Source organism: Vibrio sp. IB15 (assembly GCF_016406055.1).
In the GTDB taxonomy this organism is placed as follows: Bacteria; Pseudomonadota; Gammaproteobacteria; order Enterobacterales; family Vibrionaceae; genus Vibrio; species Vibrio chagasii.
Genome location: NZ_JAEFCE010000033.1, coordinates 1 through 19,630 on the forward strand (window position 1 = coordinate 1; position 19,630 = coordinate 19,630).

The 19,630-nt window shown below is 44.4% G+C and carries 21 protein-coding genes and 1 riboswitch; of the genes, 11 read left to right on the forward strand and 10 right to left on the reverse strand.

What is annotated here, in order from left to right; genetic code table 11:
• Positions 1-131: 131 nt before the first annotated feature.
• Positions 132-422, reverse strand: coding sequence for a hypothetical protein (locus JC606_RS13265; RefSeq protein WP_198778736.1), 291 nt, complete (start codon positions 420-422; stop codon positions 132-134).
• Between the two features lie 381 nt (positions 423-803).
• Between JC606_RS13265 and JC606_RS13270 the strand changes: the two genes are divergently transcribed.
• Entirely contained in the window at positions 804-2,006 is a 1,203-nt protein-coding gene (locus JC606_RS13270; RefSeq protein WP_198778737.1) for a hypothetical protein, read from the forward strand.
• A gap of 96 nt (positions 2,007-2,102) precedes the next feature.
• Here the strand turns inward: JC606_RS13270 and JC606_RS13275 are convergent, their stop codons facing one another.
• On the reverse strand, positions 2,103-3,203 hold the full coding sequence (locus JC606_RS13275) for a permease (protein WP_198778738.1): 1,101 nt from the start codon (positions 3,201-3,203) through the stop codon (positions 2,103-2,105).
• 233 nt (positions 3,204-3,436) lie between these two features.
• Here JC606_RS13275 and JC606_RS13280 point away from each other — a divergent pair, with 233 nt between their 5' ends.
• Both JC606_RS13280 and sigZ read left to right on the forward strand, forming a co-directional pair.
• Positions 3,437-3,733, forward strand: coding sequence for an ArsR/SmtB family transcription factor (locus JC606_RS13280; protein WP_004741113.1), 297 nt, complete (start codon positions 3,437-3,439; stop codon positions 3,731-3,733).
• Positions 3,717-4,301, forward strand: coding sequence for an RNA polymerase sigma factor SigZ (gene sigZ, locus JC606_RS13285; RefSeq protein WP_137408963.1), 585 nt, complete (start codon positions 3,717-3,719; stop codon positions 4,299-4,301). The genes JC606_RS13280 and sigZ overlap by 17 nt, the downstream gene beginning before the upstream one ends.
• Positions 4,302-4,395: 94 nt before the next feature.
• Here the strand turns inward: sigZ and JC606_RS13290 are convergent, their stop codons facing one another.
• On the reverse strand, positions 4,396-5,010 hold the full coding sequence (locus JC606_RS13290) for a YitT family protein (RefSeq protein ID WP_198778739.1): 615 nt from the start codon (positions 5,008-5,010) through the stop codon (positions 4,396-4,398).
• A gap of 461 nt (positions 5,011-5,471) precedes the next feature.
• Entirely contained in the window at positions 5,472-5,621 is a 150-nt protein-coding gene (locus JC606_RS23675; protein WP_198778740.1) for a hypothetical protein, read from the reverse strand.
• Positions 5,622-5,650: 29 nt separating this feature from the next.
• Between JC606_RS23675 and JC606_RS13300 the strand changes: the two genes are divergently transcribed.
• The 3 genes from JC606_RS13300 (at position 5,651) to JC606_RS13310 (ending at position 8,235) form a co-directional block, all read left to right on the forward strand.
• On the forward strand, positions 5,651-6,862 hold the full coding sequence (locus JC606_RS13300) for an MFS transporter (protein ID WP_137408965.1): 1,212 nt from the start codon (positions 5,651-5,653) through the stop codon (positions 6,860-6,862).
• Between the two features lie 224 nt (positions 6,863-7,086).
• Entirely contained in the window at positions 7,087-7,812 is a 726-nt protein-coding gene (locus tag JC606_RS13305; RefSeq protein WP_137408966.1) for a sulfite exporter TauE/SafE family protein, read from the forward strand.
• Between the two features lie 60 nt (positions 7,813-7,872).
• Entirely contained in the window at positions 7,873-8,235 is a 363-nt protein-coding gene (locus JC606_RS13310; RefSeq protein WP_137408967.1) for an MmcQ/YjbR family DNA-binding protein, read from the forward strand.
• A 119-nt stretch (positions 8,236-8,354) separates the two neighbouring features.
• Here JC606_RS13310 and JC606_RS13315 read toward each other — a convergent pair whose 3' ends face one another.
• Positions 8,355-9,098 (reverse strand): phosphatase PAP2 family protein, encoded by a 744-nt coding sequence (locus JC606_RS13315; protein WP_137408968.1) that lies wholly within the window; start codon positions 9,096-9,098, stop codon positions 8,355-8,357.
• Between the two features lie 371 nt (positions 9,099-9,469).
• Positions 9,470-9,620: riboswitch (FMN riboswitch) on the forward strand.
• 179 nt (positions 9,621-9,799) lie between these two features.
• On the opposite strand from JC606_RS13315, the gene ribB reads away from it, so the two are divergent.
• Complete coding sequence (gene ribB / locus JC606_RS13320; protein ID WP_063521737.1) at positions 9,800-10,456, forward strand: 3,4-dihydroxy-2-butanone-4-phosphate synthase; 657 nt, start codon at positions 9,800-9,802, stop codon at positions 10,454-10,456.
• A gap of 355 nt (positions 10,457-10,811) precedes the next feature.
• The gene (locus JC606_RS13325; protein ID WP_137408969.1) at positions 10,812-11,675 is read left to right on the forward strand and encodes a hypothetical protein; all 864 of its coding nucleotides are present in this window, start codon (positions 10,812-10,814) and stop codon (positions 11,673-11,675) included.
• Between the two features lie 131 nt (positions 11,676-11,806).
• Here the strand turns inward: JC606_RS13325 and JC606_RS13330 are convergent, their stop codons facing one another.
• Positions 11,807-12,703, reverse strand: coding sequence for a LysR family transcriptional regulator (locus JC606_RS13330; RefSeq protein ID WP_105057930.1), 897 nt, complete (start codon positions 12,701-12,703; stop codon positions 11,807-11,809).
• A 162-nt stretch (positions 12,704-12,865) separates the two neighbouring features.
• Between JC606_RS13330 and JC606_RS13335 the strand changes: the two genes are divergently transcribed.
• The gene (locus tag JC606_RS13335) at positions 12,866-13,504 is read left to right on the forward strand and encodes an NAD(P)-dependent oxidoreductase (protein WP_137408970.1); all 639 of its coding nucleotides are present in this window, start codon (positions 12,866-12,868) and stop codon (positions 13,502-13,504) included.
• 98 nt (positions 13,505-13,602) lie between these two features.
• On the opposite strand, the gene JC606_RS13340 is transcribed toward JC606_RS13335, so the two are convergent.
• On the reverse strand, positions 13,603-14,256 hold the full coding sequence (locus JC606_RS13340) for a cupin domain-containing protein (RefSeq protein ID WP_137408971.1): 654 nt from the start codon (positions 14,254-14,256) through the stop codon (positions 13,603-13,605).
• Positions 14,257-14,420: 164 nt separating this feature from the next.
• The gene (locus JC606_RS13345) at positions 14,421-15,188 is read right to left on the reverse strand and encodes an SDR family NAD(P)-dependent oxidoreductase (protein WP_198778741.1); all 768 of its coding nucleotides are present in this window, start codon (positions 15,186-15,188) and stop codon (positions 14,421-14,423) included.
• A gap of 105 nt (positions 15,189-15,293) precedes the next feature.
• On the opposite strand from JC606_RS13345, the gene JC606_RS13350 reads away from it, so the two are divergent.
• Positions 15,294-15,632 carry a winged helix-turn-helix transcriptional regulator gene (locus tag JC606_RS13350; protein ID WP_004741127.1) on the forward strand — a complete coding sequence of 113 codons (339 nt, stop codon included), beginning with the start codon at positions 15,294-15,296 and terminating at the stop codon, positions 15,630-15,632.
• Between the two features lie 56 nt (positions 15,633-15,688).
• Here JC606_RS13350 and JC606_RS13355 read toward each other — a convergent pair whose 3' ends face one another.
• A complete protein-coding gene (locus tag JC606_RS13355; RefSeq protein WP_137408973.1) occupies positions 15,689-16,594 on the reverse strand; it encodes a LysR family transcriptional regulator in 906 nt (301 codons plus the stop codon).
• A 209-nt stretch (positions 16,595-16,803) separates the two neighbouring features.
• Here JC606_RS13355 and JC606_RS13360 point away from each other — a divergent pair, with 209 nt between their 5' ends.
• Positions 16,804-17,523, forward strand: a complete 720-nt coding sequence (locus tag JC606_RS13360) for an SDR family oxidoreductase (protein WP_008216572.1) — start codon at positions 16,804-16,806, stop codon at positions 17,521-17,523.
• 118 nt (positions 17,524-17,641) lie between these two features.
• Here JC606_RS13360 and JC606_RS13365 read toward each other — a convergent pair whose 3' ends face one another.
• A complete protein-coding gene (locus JC606_RS13365; protein WP_198778742.1) occupies positions 17,642-19,453 on the reverse strand; it encodes a choice-of-anchor I family protein in 1,812 nt (603 codons plus the stop codon).
• Positions 19,454-19,630: the final 177 nt, after the last annotated feature.

Below are 19,630 nucleotides of genomic sequence, written 5' to 3' on the forward strand. Positions count from 1 at the left end.
TTGGACATAAAAAGACCCCCAATAATTGGTGTCCAACTATTGGGGGTCAGTTCATATTCGCTGGGCTTTTTTATTTTTGGTGTGAGATAACAGCTACGGTTTATCGTTAGCTTGCCCCGTCACATGAGATCTCACATTAATGTCTCGTATTGCTCCGATGCCAATACCACCAGATGATTTAGCTCTTTTGCATCTTCCTCTACCAATAAGAGTTGCCAATCTGTCTGTTGACCACTTTCATCCCGCCCAAGCACTTTAGTCTTCCCTTTGTCAGTTTCAAAAGACAAGTGATTAAAGTCGGTATCATGATGTTCATGCGACTCTAAAATCTCAAACTCTAAATTTCCGGTTGGCTTTACTTGAATGTGGGCATGAAAATGTTGCTGATTCTGTAACTCATATTCCCTATGTATTGCAAACATACTCCCTCCTATAAACCTCAATCTAAGCTCGTAAGCGATCGCTATAAATTACCCGCTATTCATAGGTGGCTCCTAAACAGCAAGTATCTATACAAAGTGTAGGACTCAGATTTCGGTACTAGAGCAAAATCAGCCTGCTGTTTGATACTAGACAAAATAGGGTTGAGTATTATGACACTTCGATTGATCTTTCTTGACGGGTATAACCGAGAGCCAGAGCTCAATAGAACTGACCAAACAACGAATTTATAAAACTTGCGCTTCGTTCCATTTATTTCATCTGTTGGCCTGACCTTTGAGAATATTAAGTCGTTGAGCTCCAAGCTTCTGATTCGATAGTTATACTTTAAATAATTTCGGTGAATTTATTTAAGGGAATACATGTCGATTTTTACCGTATTCTTCTGTGGAACAGGATCCAACTCAGAAGATAATAACCATAAGAACTATGTGTCTGGCGAGCTGATATCAACATTGGCGAAGAATACTACTGGGCGAGACATGATTGACTATATCCAGGTAGACGGCGTTGGCAGCGGAAACCAAAACGAATGGTTAAAGCAAGGCAAGGACGATACATACTCTGCGATTAGAGGGACTCTGCAAGGCAAAGGTATCGATAGCAACATGTGCCATGTATTGAACATCATACGCGGTAACCAACAAGACAAGAATGATTACCTCAAACGAGCTAAGGGATTGCTCAGTGAATCTCGCCCAGTGAAATCTGCTTGGCCTTTTGCAACCAACCGCAAATATCAAGATTGGCTCAAAGATTCAAAAGAGTTAGCCGCAGATCTAAAACACGGTATTGCCGCTCGTCAACAAAACATAGCGATCGAGCGCCAGAGTAAACCGATCAGCCAAGTGAACATTGTTGGATGGAGTCGGGGTGGTGTCAGTTGCTTTGAATTGGCAAACCGTATGCTCAAAGACCCGGAACTTAGCCATATCCCAGTCAACATTTTTGCTTGCGATCCTGTGCCAGGTGGAATGAACGCTTTCAAGGATTACAAGTCACTTGGTAAAAACGTAAAACAGATCGTTTGTGTATTTGCGGAAGACGAACGTTCTCTAGCGTTCAAAGCAAGAATGCCCCGCCTATCTCGCTCAACCCAATATTACACCACCTATATGCCAGGTCGACACGGTACCTTAGTTGGTAATGCCAATACCTCTGGTGGAAGCAAAGGTGCAGGGTTACTCACAGGCCCTAGCCTCGTCACACGAGACTTTATGGAAAAGGTATTAACAGGATGGGGAACCAAGCTTAAAGGCAGCTCAACACTGAACTTTTCTAGACAGCGTATTATTGAGTTGTACGAACAGATACGTAGCCACGAAGAATACTTCAATAAAATGCACGGCATGACTTACACTGCCAAGAATCGACTGCTTTGGACAAGCAAAGACCGAATCGGGCAGCAGAGAGAGCGTCGCTTTGGTATTCCAATGTATCGTTTTCAATTTCCCGGTATCACCAACAACTATGGCGATGCAATTAATCGTCACCACTGCGATGTGTTGGCAACCAATGCTTTAGCGACTCAAGGCACCTCTTCTGTACTGCCAAACCCCGTGTGATATTTCGCTGCTACTTTCCTTTAAAAACAAAAAGAGCTCAACAAGGTGAGCTCTTTTTTATTAGCTATATTTTCGTATCGATGGTGTTATCTAAGATTAACCAAAGATGAAGGTGTATAGGTAACCTGCACCAATCGCCATACTTAGTATTACGAATAGGAAAGCCGCAATCATCTGATTTTTGAAGATAGACTTAAGCAAAATCACTTCCGTCAAACTTGCGCCCGCACTACCAATGATCAATGCCATTACTGAACCCAAGGCCATACCTTTTTGCACTAGGGCTGCACTCAGTGGAATCACAGCTTCAGCACGGATGTACAGTGGAATACCAATTACTGCTGCGATTGGAATCGCGTACCACTTGCCTTCACCTGCATATTCAGCAATCAAGTCAGTTGGAATGAAGCCATAGATGAATGAACCAATTGCAATACCCATCATCAAGTAAGGGAAAACTTGTTTGAAGTCTTTCCAAGTCGAAAACCAGATTCTCATCCAACGGCTAGGCTCTTTCTTCTCAACGACTGTTGCTGCCACTGTGCCATCAGCTGAGCAGCATGATACTTCTACTTTCGGCTCTTCTTTCTTAGTACCACAGCATGCACTTTCTTTTGCCATTACTGGTGCAGGTTCACCACATGCGCTTGTACCACAAGAAGATTCCGCTTTTGCTGGTGCTGCTTTTTTAGGTGCAGAGTCGCCACAGCTAGTACCGCAGCTTGAAGATGAACCTGTTGATTCATACGCTTCTGCTTTCACATAACGCTCAAAACCTAGCTTTTCCAGTGTGTAACCTGCAACTACTGATACCGTCATTGCCAATAAGAAGTAGAACGCTGCAACTTGCCAGCCGAAGGTAATCACAAACAAACCAATGATCACTGGGTTCAATAGTGGACTACCAAATAGGAACACCATCATTGGACCAAAACCTGCTCGTGCACGCAGCAAACCTTTTAGGAAAGGAATCGTCGAGCATGAACAGAAAGGTGTAATCGCACCCAGTAGTGCGGCAATCACATAGCCCTTACCGTTACGTGAGCTCAAGATAGATTGAATCTTCTCGGGCGTAAGGAACTCTTGAAGAATCCCAACTATGTAGCTAATCGCCAAGAAAAGGATGATGAGTTCTACTGCTAAGAAAGCGAACATATCCAGCGCGTCTTTTAGCATTGTTAACATTTCATTGCTCATAATTAACTCCAAACAGGATTTAAGGTCGAACTCTATGAGGAAAGTACCCGACCCTTAATTTCGAATATTCTCGAATTATAGAAATAAATAGTTACAGATCAAGTTTTATTTCGACAAAAATCGAACTAACTTTCAAAACGAAGTACTTTCAATGATTTACGTATTCATTGTTTTTAGATTTGAATTCGAGCATCATTTCGACTATTATCGAAATTAAATCTTGAGGAGTTAATATGAACTTAGAAGTCGTAGCAAAAGCACTGAAAGAGCTAGGCCACCCAATTCGCCTTAGTATCTATAAGAGTGTTGTAAAAGCTGGTTACCAAGGCATCGCGGTTGGCGGCCTACAAGAAGAACTCGGTATCCCCGGTTCTACTTTATCTCACCACATATCAAGCCTTGCATCAGCAGGCCTTATAAGCCAAAGACGTGAAGGCAGAACTCTCTTTTGTGTCGCAGAGTATGAATGTCTAGAGGGAGTTATTGGTTTCTTACAAGACGAGTGTTGCGTAAATGAACAGTGCAAATAGCACACCTTTAAACTTAGAGCAGGTGTGGGCTGAGTATCAGCAAACATTAAAAGCATTCCTCCACTCTAAAGTCAGCACTACCGCCGATGTAGAAGATTTGCTGCAAGAGATCTTAATTAAGACTTTTCAGAACCTGCACAAGGTGCAAGATGCGAGCAGTGTTAAATCGTGGCTATTTCAATTAGCCAATAACACAATTATCGACTTCTACCGTAAACACGCTCGCCAACAACGTGATAGCAAAATTGATGCGGACGATTTGTGGTTTGCAGATTTAGACCACAATGCAGAGTTCAAACAGAAGTTGTCTTTGTGTATTGAACCCTTCATCCAAGCGTTGCCTGAGCAAAGTGCCTCGCTATTGCTTGCCGTTGATATCAAGGGCCAGAGCCAGAAAGCACTCGCAGAAGAGCAAAATGTCAGTTATTCGACCATTAAATCTCGCGTTCAGAAAAGCCGTGGCGATCTTAAGAATCTATTTGAACAGTGCTGCAGCTTGTCGCTAGACAAACAAGGTAATGTGATTGATTGCGAGCTCAAACCGGAATCCGGTTGTGGCAACTGCTAAGTGTTGAATGACTATTTTCATAGAATAAAGCCAGCTATTGATGCTGGCTTTATTGTTTTCTATTGCTTGTAATATAGGCTTAAAATCAAGTTCGCTAAGCCGCTTCCGCTTTTACATCCGGTTGGTAGCGCCCCGGTTTATGATTCATTGCGAGAATCAGGTTGGTGACTACTGCACCCAACACAGACAAGAGTATTAGTGGCGCGTCAACGATAAACAGTGAAAGCACCACAATAGTACAGTCCAATGCCATCTGAACCTTGCCTGCTCGAATCCCAAAACGCTCCTGTAAAAACAGCGCCAGAATATTAAAGCCGCCCAAGCTCATCTTGTGACGGAAAATCACCAACATACCGGTACCAATTAATCCGCCGCCCAGTAATGCTGCATACAGTACATGAATCTCCGCAATTTGAATCACGTGATATAAGTGGTCCACTGCGAACGAAACTATCGAAACGGCAATAAAGGTGTTAATAGTGAAACGCCAGCCCATACGAGCGACCGATAAAATATAGAAAGGTAAGTTAAGTGCAAAGAACACTTGGCCAAAGCTTAGATCTGTCACTTTGGTGATGAAGATCGCTAGACCAGCGGTTCCTCCGGTGAGCAAACCGACTTGATTGAAAAAGATAACGCCAAGTGAAACCAGTGCGCTTCCTAAGATCAGTGCGAGCAAGTTTTCGCGAAAGTTATGATCTTTATCCATGTGAATGACTCTCCCTGAATCTTTTTACATCGTGTTTCAGTCATGTTGAAACGATTTAGGCCCAAATTTACGATGTTTAACAGATAAGTCGAGCGAACAGCCGATCTTCTTAGGTGACTAGTTTGTATATTAGTTTTTACAGTTTTGTGAAAAAGCTCACTAAAGCAGACAGTTACAGACACGATACTAAGTATCCATATTGAATTGCAGGCTTTTACGTCGGAATTAATGAGTGCCGAGTTTTCTCATATTTTTGTCACGTTTTACCCTCAGCCCAGCAACGTATAAGTCTATGCATAAAACGCATAGACTAAATCACAAATAGTCATTTGATACATATCCCACCCATCATTATGATGCGCGACTTCTTACAACATAGAGCGCATGTAAACACCTTATGTTTTCACAATCTCTTTTTGCCCAACTGGCCAGAATGACGTTATTCCTCGTCATTAGTTTGGTTATTGTGCATCACAGTCAGCCATTGATTGATCTCTTGGCTGAGCATGCCGTAAGCAGTGGTTGCCACCAGCAGTCAGAGCATGGTCATTCTGGGCACGAACACCATCACGAAATGACTGAACAAAACATGTCTGCGCAAGACCACTCACATCACCACCATTAATTTAAGAGTATTAGAATGAGCATTTTCCGTTTTCCTTTACTGGTATGGCTTGGGATCGGCACACTTATTATCAGTCTAGGTATCAGACAATCATTCGGCATTTTCATGATGCCAATTTCAGAGCATTTCGGCACGGGTCGAGAGTTTTTCAGCTTCGCTATTGCTCTACAAAACCTATTGTTCGGTGTGTTCCAACCTTTTGTTGGTATGGCCGCTGACAAATGGGGAGCAAGACGCATCATTATTGCAGGCGCATGTGCTTACGGTTTGGGTTTACTTCTTACCTCAATTTCTACCGAATCAAGCATGCTTTACATTTCATTGGGCGCATTGGTTGGCCTTGGACTGAGTGCAACAAGCTATGTGATCGTATTAGGTGCAGTAGCGAAAGTGGTACCTGCAGAACACGCCGCTAAAGCATTTGGTTTAACTACGGCTGCGGGGTCATTTGGCATGTTTGCTGTGATTCCAGGCGCGCAATACATGTTGAACGAATTTGATTGGCAGAGTGCGATGCAAGTGTTTGCTGTACTGTGCTGTGTGATGATCTCATTTGCACTTTTCATGCGAGCGCCAAAAGTCGTAACGAGTAAACAAACGCAAATTGAAGACAATCAAACATTGAAAGAAGCGCTATCTGAAGCCTTCTCTCACAGAGGTTACTGGTTAATTCATGCTGGTTTCTTCGTGTGTGGCTTCCACGTAATGTTCATTGCAACGCATTTACCAAGCTATCTAGCTGACAAAAACCTACCAGCGAGTAGCGCAGCAATGGCATTGGCTTACGTTGGTATCTTCAACATCTTCGGTTCTTACTTCTGGGGTGTGATGGGTGACAAGTTCAGCAAGCGTCATGTGATGTCTGCACTTTACTTAGTTCGCACAGTGGTTATCGGTGCGTTTGTCACTCTGCCAGTAACAGAATCGACCGCAGCAATCTTCGGTGCTGCAATTGGCTTCTGTTGGCTTGGTACGGTTCCACTCACTTCTGGTTTAGTTCGTCAGATCTTTGGAGCTCGCTACCTATCGACTCTTTACGGCTTGGTATTCTTCACTCACCAAGTAGGTAGCTTCTTAGGTGCTTGGGTTGGTGGTCGTATTTACGATTACTACGGATCTTACGAACCAATCTGGTGGTCGACGGTAGTACTGGCATTTGCCGCTGCGCTTATCCATTTACCGATCAATGACAAACCAATTGAGCGTCTGAAATTGGCAATGGCTTAACGTTTAATACTGACTCCCCCAATCAGTTACAGCGATAAGCAATCCAATGAGAGAGTGGATATCGAATGGACTAGTTCCTGAGATATCCGCTCTCTTTTTTATTGGGCGTGAAAATCGAAATTATAACTAGAGAAACTTGCATAAACCTCACTGAATATTAAGACTATTTCTACCGTTTTAATTTATAGTATCCATTCGCTCCTTTAGAACTTACTCGCAGGCCTATGGAATACCTAAATCAAACCGCCCTTATCGCAATGGCACTCATTTTTGTGGGTTCGTTTGTACAAACTGCCATCGGCTTTGGCTTGGCTGTTGTCGCCGCACCACTGCTGTTTTTGGTCTCGCCAGACTATGTCCCTGCGCCTATCTGCCTCATTGGACTATTTATCTCGGTATTTAATGCATTAAAACACCGCGCAAATATTTCTATTGGCGGACTCAAAGTCGCACTGTTGGGCCGAATCCCAGGCTCATTGGCAGGAGGAGCTTTGTTGGTGATGGTGTCAACGAGCGTATTGTCTCTGTGGCTAGGGTTACTGGTTGTGTTTGCTGTGATTGTAAGCCTACTAACATTTAGATTGGAGCCAACGCCTGCCAAGATGGGGATTGCAGGATTTTTCTCAGGGTTCTTTGGGACAAGTTCGGGGATCGGAGGGCCACCGATGGCGCTACTGCTTCAACACCAAGATGCTAACCAGCTTCGTGGCAACCTTTCTGCTTTCTTTGTGTTTAGCTCGATCATTTCATTAGTCGTGCAGATCCCGATTGGCTTCTTCACGCTCCACCATTTGATCATCACAATACCTTTGCTGCCCGCTGCTTGGTTAGGCTACAAAGTGGCTATGATGACCACTCAAACCATTTCGAAAGAGAAGATACGTATCGCTTCTTTACTGCTATGTTCTATCAGCGGCTTGACGGCTATTTGGCAAGGCTTAGCTGGTTAACTTCTAGCGGTATCGTAAATAAACACCCCATCCAACACCAAACTATTGAGAGGGCGCTCTATGACATACGATGAATTCAATGCTTTTTGCGAGTCACAAGTTGCTACCAGCTATGTCATGCAATGGAACAATTCTCATGTTTGGAAAGTGGGTGGTAAGGTGTTTGCGATTGGAGGTTGGGGACCGAACGACGAGCCTGCATTTATCTTTAAGGCATCTGATCAGAATTTCGATTTTCTCAAAGAAGAGCCAGGGTATAAACCCGCCCCCTACTTTGCTTCGCGCGGAATGAAGTGGATTCAGCTGTTTGAGAGCACACCAGAAAGGGATGACGAGTTGAGATACTACCTGACGGGGTCTCACCGAATTGTCTCTTTGGGACTAGCCAAAAAGAAACAAGCAGAACTCGGGCTCAATCAATAGCCAGAGATTCCGCTTGTTAAGCTAATGCCCAAATGCTTTGGGGGAGCTAACTTGTTTTAAAGAACTTGTTTGCTTTTAAGAACTTATTTACTTTAAACAACGAAGCGCTTCTTGCATGGTTAAGCCGTTCTGAGGAATTTAGGCAACAAAGGTTCTATTTTTTGCGTTGGCACCAGTGGTACTAATAGGTAGATTAAGCCTGCAAAAGCGATAGATGCTGCTAAGTCTTCAGGACGATGCATACCAAGCCAAACGCGGCTATAAGCTACACCACCAGCCCAAGCTAGCATGCTACCTACAAGGTAAAAACGTTTCGCTTCTAAGAACAACCCACCAAAGAATGCTAAGCAGACACCCACGAAAATCATGTGTCCTGATGGGAATGAATAGTCCGTTTCGCCAAGCCAATGACGCGTTCGCCATTCGCTGACCTTATCTTCTACTGATTCAATGGCCACGTTCTTTTCTTCTAGTGGCAGCTCATAAAACAACTCCGGCATATCAACCACTTCTTGAGTAACTAAATACTCAGTATATGGACGTGGGCTCTCAGTTGATGATTTAAGGAATGTCTTCGCTGCAAAGCTCAACACCAATAAAACACCGAGCTGCAAGCAAAGGCTCACCAACTTTGCTTTTGAAAACTTTAATGTCAGCACCAACAAAGAGAGAACCGCGAGTGTGATTAGGAACCCTTGATTACCCGCTGAATAAGTCACGAATGTCATCACAGTGCCATAAAAAGGCAATACAGCACTTCCAAGGTCGAAATGAGATCCAAAGATCAAAAAGGGAACAAGAGAATACAAGCTTAAAACAAGCAGTAATAAGCCTTTGGATTTATTGGAGAACAGAGAAGTCATGGCTAAGATCTTTTGGATAAAGTGGTCGGATGCTATCGCAGCTTAGCACCGCCAATATCAATTTTTTGTAAAAACGCTCAGTAAGACGTCGTAGCGCAATAAACTTCATTTATTCGAGTCGCTTTATTATTGGTTACGTGAAACACCGCACTGTAACCCATCAGCAGCAACACCCTTATTTCACATTCCAATAGCAAATGGCGGGAACCAAGCTAGCCCATAATAAAGCACCCTGCCTGCGTTCTGCTGATAAAGTGAACACTTACCGGTTTAAAAGCGATGAATCTAAAAAACTTTGCTGTGAGTCCTTTAAATCCAGTATTGAAAGGATTACCATCTGGTCTGCTTTCATAGCAAAACAAATTATTAATTTTTATTCTCAGGGCGGGGCGAAATTCCCCACCGGCGGTATGTCCTTAGCAAAATCTAAAGATAAGCCCGCGAGCGCTCGATTCGTCGAGGTCAGCAGATCTGGTGAGATGCCAGAGCCGACGGTTATAGTCCGGATGAGAGAGAATGGAAACACACTCGTTTAAGTTGGAAAGGCGTACCTGTTTATTAGGTTCATGCCTCCAACTCAGACGTGTGCATTTCGTTTTGGATAAAACCACGATGAACCGACTTGTAATGAGTTGGCTTTGTTGTGTTCGTTGAGATCCCTCATACAGCCCTGATTCTGGTGATATTTTAGGAGTTTAACCATGAATCAGTCTTCACTACTTGCCGAATTTGGCGAACCAATCACTCGCGTTGAAAACGCACTGCAAGCTCTGCGCGAAGGTCGTGGCGTACTTTTACTTGACGATGAAGATCGTGAGAACGAAGGCGACATCATCTACTCAGTAGAACACCTAACTAATGCTCAAATGGCACTTATGATCCGTGAATGCAGCGGTATCGTGTGTCTGTGTCTAACTGATGATCAAGCTAACCAACTTGACCTTCCACCTATGGTTGTTGATAACAACAGCGCAAACCAAACTGCGTTTACTGTGACTATTGAAGCAAAAGTTGGCGTTACAACAGGTGTTTCTGCCGCTGACCGTGTTACTACGATCAAAACAGCTGCAAACCCGACAGCTAAACCTACTGACCTTGCTCGCCCTGGTCACGTATTCCCATTACGTGCTCGTAAAGGTGGCGTACTTGCTCGCCGCGGTCACACAGAAGGTACTGTTGACCTAATGCAAATGGCAGGTCTTCAACCAGCAGGTGTATTGTGTGAAGTCACTAACCCAGATGGCACAATGGCAAAAGCGCCAGAGATCGTTGCTTTCGGTAAACTACACAACATGCCAGTACTGACCATCGAAGATATGGTGATGTACCGCAACGAGTTCGATCTTAAGCTTGCATAAGGCTTAGTGTTTAATGACTCCCTTTGTAAGTCATTGAGCGTCAGATAAATATCGAAAGGCCTCATTCTTTAATGCTGTTTCTAGTGAGCAGCATTAAAGAGTGAGGCCTTTTTAATTTCCCTTATGGCAAGAAAAGTCAGCTCTGAAATCAAAGATACGTTCCACTTCTGACGGATTACCTCTCAAAAAATCCTGCAAAATATGAGAAAAACTCACTCAAATGGTGAAGTCATGCACCAACGTTGATCATTCAAAAATAACAAACAAATATAGGCCATTGAAATATAACACTTATCAACTCTGGCACAGTGTCTGCACTACCACTAAATAGGTATTCAGATATTGGGAGTTGAATATGTTTGTAGTTATTTCAGTGGGTTTATCCATAGCAGTGCTTGCCACTCTGTTCTATTTCTCCAGAAAGAGACAAACTGCACTATCACACAGGTTTGAAACCTTAGTTCTGCTTAGAGAATTATTGTTGTTATCACGCAAACACCGCGCAGCAACGCATTACGCTTTGGCTTGTAAATTATCTAGCAACTCAATTCGCAAAGTGAATGAAATTTACGACAACATACTTGAGGTATCTGAACTGCTTCAATCGCATGTGTCGTTTGATAGCCGCCCTATGTATCGCATCTACCACCTCAAGCTCATCGCAATGCACAGTGATTGGCAAAACCGTAGCTTGGTGCGTAACCAATCGATTCATGGCAAAACAATTCGCCATAGCATGTTCTTGATGGATGAAGTAATGATCATCTGGCTAATTCAGTCTGAGCGTGAAGACATGAGCCGTGAGTACCACATGAATTGGCAACAGATCTTAGATTGCATGGAGATCCTGACCAAATTACGAATGTCTATCCCTGGAATAGAGAAGGCGGATATGGAGAAGCCTGAGGAGTATTTGAGATTCAAATTCTACGCCTCTCAGACACACAGAAAACTCAACCAGTTATCGATTATCTGCCCTCTTAGTAGTGGGTCACCGGTTTGTACGCGAGCGATGCATGCACTCTCAGAGATCGCATCGAGTAACGAAGCGACCCAACCGGCAGATAGCATGTACGAATTAACCAGTGATATCTCTAGCGTCGTGTCGCAAGTTTACGACCAAGTATTATCCGACATTACGAGAAGCTTGTATCAGCCTTTACCAGACATCAACGAAAAGGTGATAAATACCCGATTATCCGTACACCATTACATGTAAAGACTTCGTGAGAGGAGAGCGTGCTGGAACTCTGAATTATTGAGTTCAAATCCGATATCACCATTGATATCGGATTTTTGTATTTATGGGCTTTTAAATTTCTATCGCTATGTATCATTGCCTATGAAGTTTCAAACATCACCGGACTTGATATCGCTAGCCCAAGCTTGTGCCGCAAAATCAATGAACTGACGAACAACTGGAAGCTGATAACTGCGAGACAGATACACCGCCCAAAGCACGCTGCTTGGCGAAACAAACTCATCCAATATTCGTATCAATTTACCATTCGCAATCAGTGGGTTGGCTAAGTCACAAGGTAAACGAACTACCCCTTTCCCGTGCTGTGCGGCGCGAGTTAGCACTCCAACATCGTTAGCCTTGATAGTGCCAGACACCTCAACCGAATAGTGTTGATTGTCCTTAACAAAATCCCACTTAGAAACATTCAAGTGACGAAAACAATTGTGTTGTCGAAGCGCCTCGACCGTTTCAGGTTCACCATGTTTGTCCAAGTAAGCTTGCGAGGCACACACCACGGAATCAATGACCATTAGCTTTCGTGCAATCAAGCTATCGTCAGGTTGATCGGTATAACGAAGTGCAATATCGATCCTCTCATCCACCAGCTGAGTAAAGCGGTCTGAGGCAAACAGTTCGACCGTTATATTAGGGTGGCGCTCGGTGAACTGCTCGACCACGTCCAACAACATATGCTGAGTTAACCCGATGGGGGCTGCAATTCGAATGGTTCCAGAAAGATCATCGGTTTGATTGAGTGAAGTAACTTCTAGCTCAGCGGTCTCATGGAGGATCTTCTCACAGCGCTGCAGAGCGATTTCCCCAGCCGCGGTTAAGCTCACCTTTCGAGTCGTCCTATGTAATAGCCTCTGCTTCAGCCACCCTTCTATCTCTTGAACATGACGTGAAACCTGCAACCGACTCATGTCCAAATGCTCAGCTGCTTGGGTGAAGCTGGCACAATTCGCAACTTCGACAAAGCTACGCATTGCCGTCAACCTATCCATCACACTCTCCTTGAACTATATCGCAGCTAATCGAATCTTATTAGATCACTATATAGATACAATCTACATCATTTTACGATATTTATCGCAATCTAGTGAGCTATTAGACTGCAATGGCTGTCGAGAAAACGACTCAATAAATTAGATAATTGGAGAGGCATTATGAAAATTGCAGTATTAGGTGCATCAGGTTGGATTGGTAGTCACATCGCTCAAGAAGCTCAATCTCGTGGTCACGAGGTCGTTGCTGTTGTAAGAGATGCAAGCCGCGTGGAAACCACAGGCATTGAAGTTCGTTCATTTGATTTACAAGATGAAGCCGCAAGTCTAGCAAACGCACTATCCGGCGTTGATGCAGTCATTACTTCGATTGGCGGACGTGCTCTGGGTAATCACGACATCGTAAAAAACACTGCGACTAAATTGCTGGCAACATTACCGAGCATCGGTATCGATCGCCTACTTTGGGTTGGCGGAGCTGGCTCATTAGAAGTAGCGCCAAACGTACCGCTAGTGACTATTCCTGACTTCCCTGCGGATTACAAAAACGAAGCGCTAGCACAGGGCGAAGCTCTTGAAGTGTTCAAGCAATCTAATAGCGAAGTTAACTGGACGTTCGTTAGCCCTGCCGCAGAAATATTCCCGGGCGAGAAACTATCGACCTACCGCACTAGTGGCGATCAACTGCTCACCGACGAAGATGGTAACAGCAAAATTTCAGTCAGCGATTACGCTATTGCGATGATTGATGAGCTCGAAGCTGGCAAGTTCCCGCGCCAACGTATTGGTGTTGCTTACTAATGCTCAAATGTGTATTAGGTAAGCTCAATAGGCACTAGAAAGCAGAAAGCCGCTGACTTTTAGTAAGCGGTTTTCTATTTTACTTGTCGAGATAATCATCATATCAGTGGCAAATGACCTGTTTTCACTAGGATGATCGTCTCTTCTTCCACATAAGGGAAATGCTCGCTCATGTGAGGGCTACGCATCCAAGTATGTTTCGGGTACACGCCATGTTCATCTTTAAAGGTGCCCGACAACACAAAGATCTCTTCTCCACCAAAGTGACGGTGCGGCTGAAAACGTTCGCCAACAGGCCACTTCACTAAAGCGACATGCTCGTGCTCAAACTCATGTAATGGCATGACTTGTAACCCGCCAATACCAGGTAGCCATTCCGTTTCGAGCGTATTGACTCGAACTTGAGTTAAGTCTCTCGCATCAAACTGATTTAGCTTAACTAAGATCGTGCAACCCTCTTTACTCGATGGAGAGTGCGCACTGCCAGGTGGGTTGCGAATGTATGTGCCTGCTGGGAAATCGCCAGTTTCATCAGAGAACACACCATCTAATACGAAGATCTCTTCTCCTTGAGGGTGTGGGTGTTCGGAGAATGAAGATTGAGGATCGTATTTCACCACGCTAGTCGTGTGACCCGATTCTCTCTCTTCTCTTTCTAGAGGCTTACGCCATACCCCTTTGGCAGGGCTTGCAACCCAATCTAGTTTATCGGTTTCGATAACCAGTCTCTTTGAAAAGTCCATGTTGAACATAATGACGACCTTACTCTAAGTATTGTTTTAATTATTATTGTCTTGCTAATGTCTATTCTACGCGAATAACGAACGAGGGGGAGACTTCGCTGTTAGCTGCTAATTCTTAATTGCTAATTGATAATTGCTAACAAAGCATCCCCCATATTGAAAGCTCGGCTTGATTAATTGCGGCCCGCGATCACACCACCATCAACATCCCAGATTGCACCCGTTACCCAATCGGCACTGTCTGATAGCAAGAAAGAGATGCTGTTTGCGATGTCTTTCGGTTGACCCACTCGGCCAATTGGGTGGAAAGCATTGAAGCCTTCTAGCGCTTGATCCACCTCTTCTGGCTTAATGAATGATTCGTAGATCGGCGTTTTAACGACTGCTGGAGAAACCGCGTTCACACGAATATTGTGGTCCGCAAGCTCCATCGCCATGTGCTGTGTTAAGGCGTGTAGTCCAGCTTTTGCCATTGAATACGCAGAAGATGGCGTCGCTTTGATCGCTTGTTTCGCCCACATAGAGCCTACATTTACCACGTTTCCACCACCGTTTTTTATCATCAACTTGCTGACAGCTTGAGTGATGAAGAAAGTCGCTTTGTTGAGCTGCATGTATTGCTCGTAGTCCGCCTCTTGATGCTCGATAAACGCTTTAGGGTTAAAGTAGCCAGCCGCATTAACAAGGTAACCAATACCCTCTTCAATAGACTCTAAATGCGCAATAAGATTAGCTACACTCTCATCATCATAAAGATTAGCTTGCCAGCCAGTCGCGTGGCCTAACGACTGAAGTTCTGATACTGCTTTATCTAACTTAGTTGGGTTATTGCCGACAACCAACACATGGATATTTTGAGCGACTAGCTGCTTCGCTGTTTCAAAGCCCATACCACTTGTGCCACCGATTACTACTGCAATACCATTTTTAGTGAAGTTCATTTTGTTATCTCCTAAGTCATGTGAACGTGGTAATCTTAGGCTTTGAACTAACACTGTGAATAGTAAGTACAAATCGGTTAGGTAGGTACTTATTGGTACATCTTTATGAAAAATCAGGAAAACTTTTTTTCAAGAAAATCAGCACCAGAGCGCTCAGCTCGCATGGTAGAGACCATCTACGGTTGTAAATGGTCACTCACGGTTTACCAATTACTGGCAAATGGCATCAATCGTCCCGGTGAAATGGTACGCTCGGTCGAAGGGTTATCGACCAAGGTCTTGAATGAATGTTTAAAGCGAAATGTAGAGTTCGGGATTTTAGACAAGCAAATGTTCAACGAACTGCCGCCAAGAGTTGAGTACCAAGTCACTCCATTTGGCGAGAAGTTCCTACTGATTCTGGATCAGCTAGAAAGCCTACAAAACGAAATCGACGAAATGTAAGTCCAAGCCAGTCTAACTATTGTCAAAAGACGGAAGACAGCTAATCTATAACATGCCTAGCTCACTGGCATTTGTTCAAAGCGACTTTTCACAAAATCAATAAAGGTTCTAATACGGCTTGGTTGATAGCGGTCTCGGTGGTAGATCGCTGAAAAGTCCACTTTAGGTACCACCCAGTCGTCAAACACCTGAACTAATTGCCCATCATTAAGTTCTTGTAAGCAATAGATAGTCGGTACACGAATAATCCCGTTCCCAGACTTCGCACCCTGCACCAACACTCGGCCATTTTTACATTGCAGCCTACCTGTCACATGCACATCGAGTGTTTTCTTGGTGTCATCAAGCGCTTGAAAACTCCATTTACGCACCGAGCCGGTTAAGCAGTCGTGATGGATCAACTCTTTAGGGTGGTTAGGCTTTCCTTTGCGAGCAAAATACTCAGAGCTCGCCAGTGTTCCCATCTCTATGTCCAATAGCTTCCTGGCAATAAAGCCCGCATCTTCAAGGCTCCCCATACGAAAAGCGATATCGAAAGCGTCTTCAATCAAGTCGACTCGGTTACTACTGAAATCAAGGCTGATGCTGATATCTGGGTAGAGCTGCATGAACTCATTGACCAGATCCGCGATGATCACCTCCCCCAAATAACCGCCAACACAGTTGACTTTTATGTCACCGCGTACCTCTTCGACATCATCAACCGCAGCAATCAGCGCTTGGTCTATATTATCTAAGGCTTGTTCACATCTCGTGTACAAATCTTGCCCTGCGTGAGTCAGCCTCAAGGTTCGAGTAGTGCGGATAAACAGCGTTACACCCATCTGCTTTTCTAGGCTACTTACTTGGCGTGATACGTGGGAGCGCGACACATCCAACTCCTCCGCCGCTTTGGTGAAATTACCTAAACGAGCGATCAGCACGAAAGAACGAATATCAGACAGGTTAATTTGATTAAGCATAGTCGCCAGCTTACTAATGGAGTTATGAGATAGACGCTTTATTGTCGCACCACAGCAACAGTGTTTCAAGTAAAGCGCTATATATCAACAATACTATTTTCCTTAATATACCTCCATCGCAACGAAGCAAGACAACAAACACTTGATTCGAATGCACTTAAACAATACGTCGTAGCCAACCGACGCAATAAAAGTACAGAGGAAATAAAATGAAAAAACTAATCGTAATTACAGGTGCAAGCTCTGGTATTGGTGAAGCAATCGCTCGTCGTCTAAGCGATGAAGGTCACCCTCTGCTACTTTTAGCTCGCCGTATTGACCGCCTTGAAGCACTGAACCTACCAAATTCACTGTCAGTGAAAGTAGACGTAACAGACAAAGCGTCTTTTGATGCAGCAATCGCACAAGGTGAAGAGAAGTTTGGTCCTGTAGATGCACTTATCAACAACGCTGGCGCAATGCTTCTTGGTCAAATCGATACTCAAGACGCACAAGAGTGGAAGACAATGTTCGATGTGAACGTAATTGGTCTTCTAAACGGCATGCAATCTGTACTTGCTCCAATGATGGAACGCAACACAGGTACTATCATCAACATCAGCTCAATCGCGGGTAAGAAAACATTCCCAAGCCACGCAGCTTACTGTGGTACTAAGTTCGCGGTACACGCTATCTCTGAGAACGTTCGTGAAGAAGTTGCCGCTTCAAATGTTCGTGTTACTACTATCGCACCGGGTGCGGTAGAGACTGAGCTTCTGTCTCACACAACATCTCAAGAGATCAAAGACGGTTACGATTCTTGGAAAGAAGACATGGGCGGCGTATTGGCAGCTGACGACATTGCTCGCGCTGTATCATTCGCTTACCAACAACCACAGAACGTATGTATCCGTGAAATCGCTCTAGCGCCGACTAAGCAACAGCCATAGGCTTTTGTTATCGCGACTAAATCAGCGATTCAATAAGCTATGAACTAAAAAGCGCCACGACTTAACAAGTCGTGGCGCTTTTGTTTTGATTCAATCAAATACCTAGTAATAAGCCAGGTTAGAACTCAACGCGATAAACTGATGTGCTACCACTCACTTCATTGCCAACCGCAATAAAGTGGTTACCAGAACGAGTGAAATACTTAATTGACTCTGGACCTAGGTCACCCGCTTTAAAGTTGTAAGTATCGTTGTCGCAATCACCGTCTTCATCAACCTTAGTGCACACTGGTTGTGTGAAGTCTCGGTTGCTCACGTAGCTGATGAAACTTGCGTTCTTAGGCTGCGTTACATCGTAAACCATGATGCCACCTTGGCGCTCAAGACCGATAAAGGCATAGTGCTTACCGTTGATCTCAGCCACTTCGATAGCTTCAGGTTCTACCCCTTTATCATCGCTACGATCGTCACCACTTTGGTTGTTATCATTGGTGCTGTTGAAGTTTGCAGGATCTTGTTCAAGAACGATTCGAGCGAAATCATCACCGCTATCAAACACTAACTCGCCAGACTCATCCCAAATAGAGAAAGAGCGGCTACCGAATGCTTGAACCTTTTGGTCAGCAGCAAGTGTTCCTTGTGGCTTAATCACCTTTAGGCGAGCCAGTTGCTTGTTATCTTTCAACGCTCCAGCCAATGGATGGTTAGCGTCAACATCTAGCTTCTTGCCACGTACTTCATCAACATAAGCGATACAAAAGTCTTTCTCTGTGGTGTAGTTTTCGGTGCCTTTATAGTCATCGCCATCCCACTCAAAGCCTTTATCGTCACACTCTTTTTGCGTTGTCTTGATGCCATACTCGCGGCCGTCACCTTCGTTCGCCGTCACGATGTAGGTATTGCCATCGACACTGTAGCTAGTGATGCTGTCTGGCATGTAAAGTCCTTCTAACATCGCGTAGTTTTGTAGGTTGCCGATATTTTTGTCTTTATTCGACGCATCCAATTGCGCGCTATCCCAAGGTTTGCCGCCTAAACCAAGAATCGCATCCACCTCTGCCGTTGCGACATCAATCGCTGCTAGTGCGTTGTTCTCTTGCAGGGCAACGTAGAGTTTGCCGTTGTCAGCAAACGTTAGGTATTCAGGCTCTAGGTCTTGAGCAACGGTCGCACTAGGCCCTGAAATTCGAACCTTATCGGTTAATTCCTGGTGACGAGGCTGACCTTGGTTAAATGCCTTGAAATTAATCTGAGTGACCTTCGCTTGCATCGGTCCATTCGCTAAATCCACCAATGTCACCGAACCTTCAGGATCAATGCTGTAATCCGCATTCGGCTCACCTTCATTGGCTGAAGCAATGTAACGACCGTCTTTCGAGAAGCTCACCATGTCTGGCAGTGCGCCAGCTGTGTAAGTGGTGATCAGCTCTAGTGTGTCTGAGCGATACAGAGCAATAATGCCATTTTGTTGCTTGTCCGCATTTTCAATCGCGACCGCAACTAATCCTTGATGAGTCGACACGCTGTTCGCAGCTCCGATATTAATACCCGAAGCCGTAGCGGCTGATTGAAGGTCGATAGAACCCTCAGATGTCGGGGCGCTATCAGCGTTCATCGACAACACATCGACTTTCTGAGCTTGAGCGTTAACCACATAAAGCTTATCGGTACATGAATCGTAGCTGACAATTTCTGCTGCGGAAGTTGCGAAAGGAGCGTCAGCAAGGGAACTGCCCACCAGAGTAAGCCCGGTAACCTCAGCATCGCTTGTAATTGGCTGTTGGCTGGATTGGCATTGGAGGCTCAAAGAATCAAGTGAGGTTTGAGAGAGTGTACTAGTCGTAGATGATGTTGACTGAGAACACCCAGCGAGAGCAGAACTCACTGCGATAGGTAGTAATAAAGTCAGCTTATTGATTTTGCGATTCATATATCCTCCATAATTTTAATCGCGATTTTATGAGGTGGTTATGACAGCTATCTTTCTGTTTTATGAATAATAGATGACGACAATAGGTCTACTTTACCCATAACAACAAAGCGTTACAGTGACTAATTCATTAACAATAAAAAAGGCGCACAAGCTGGCTGGTGCTTGAGCGCCTTA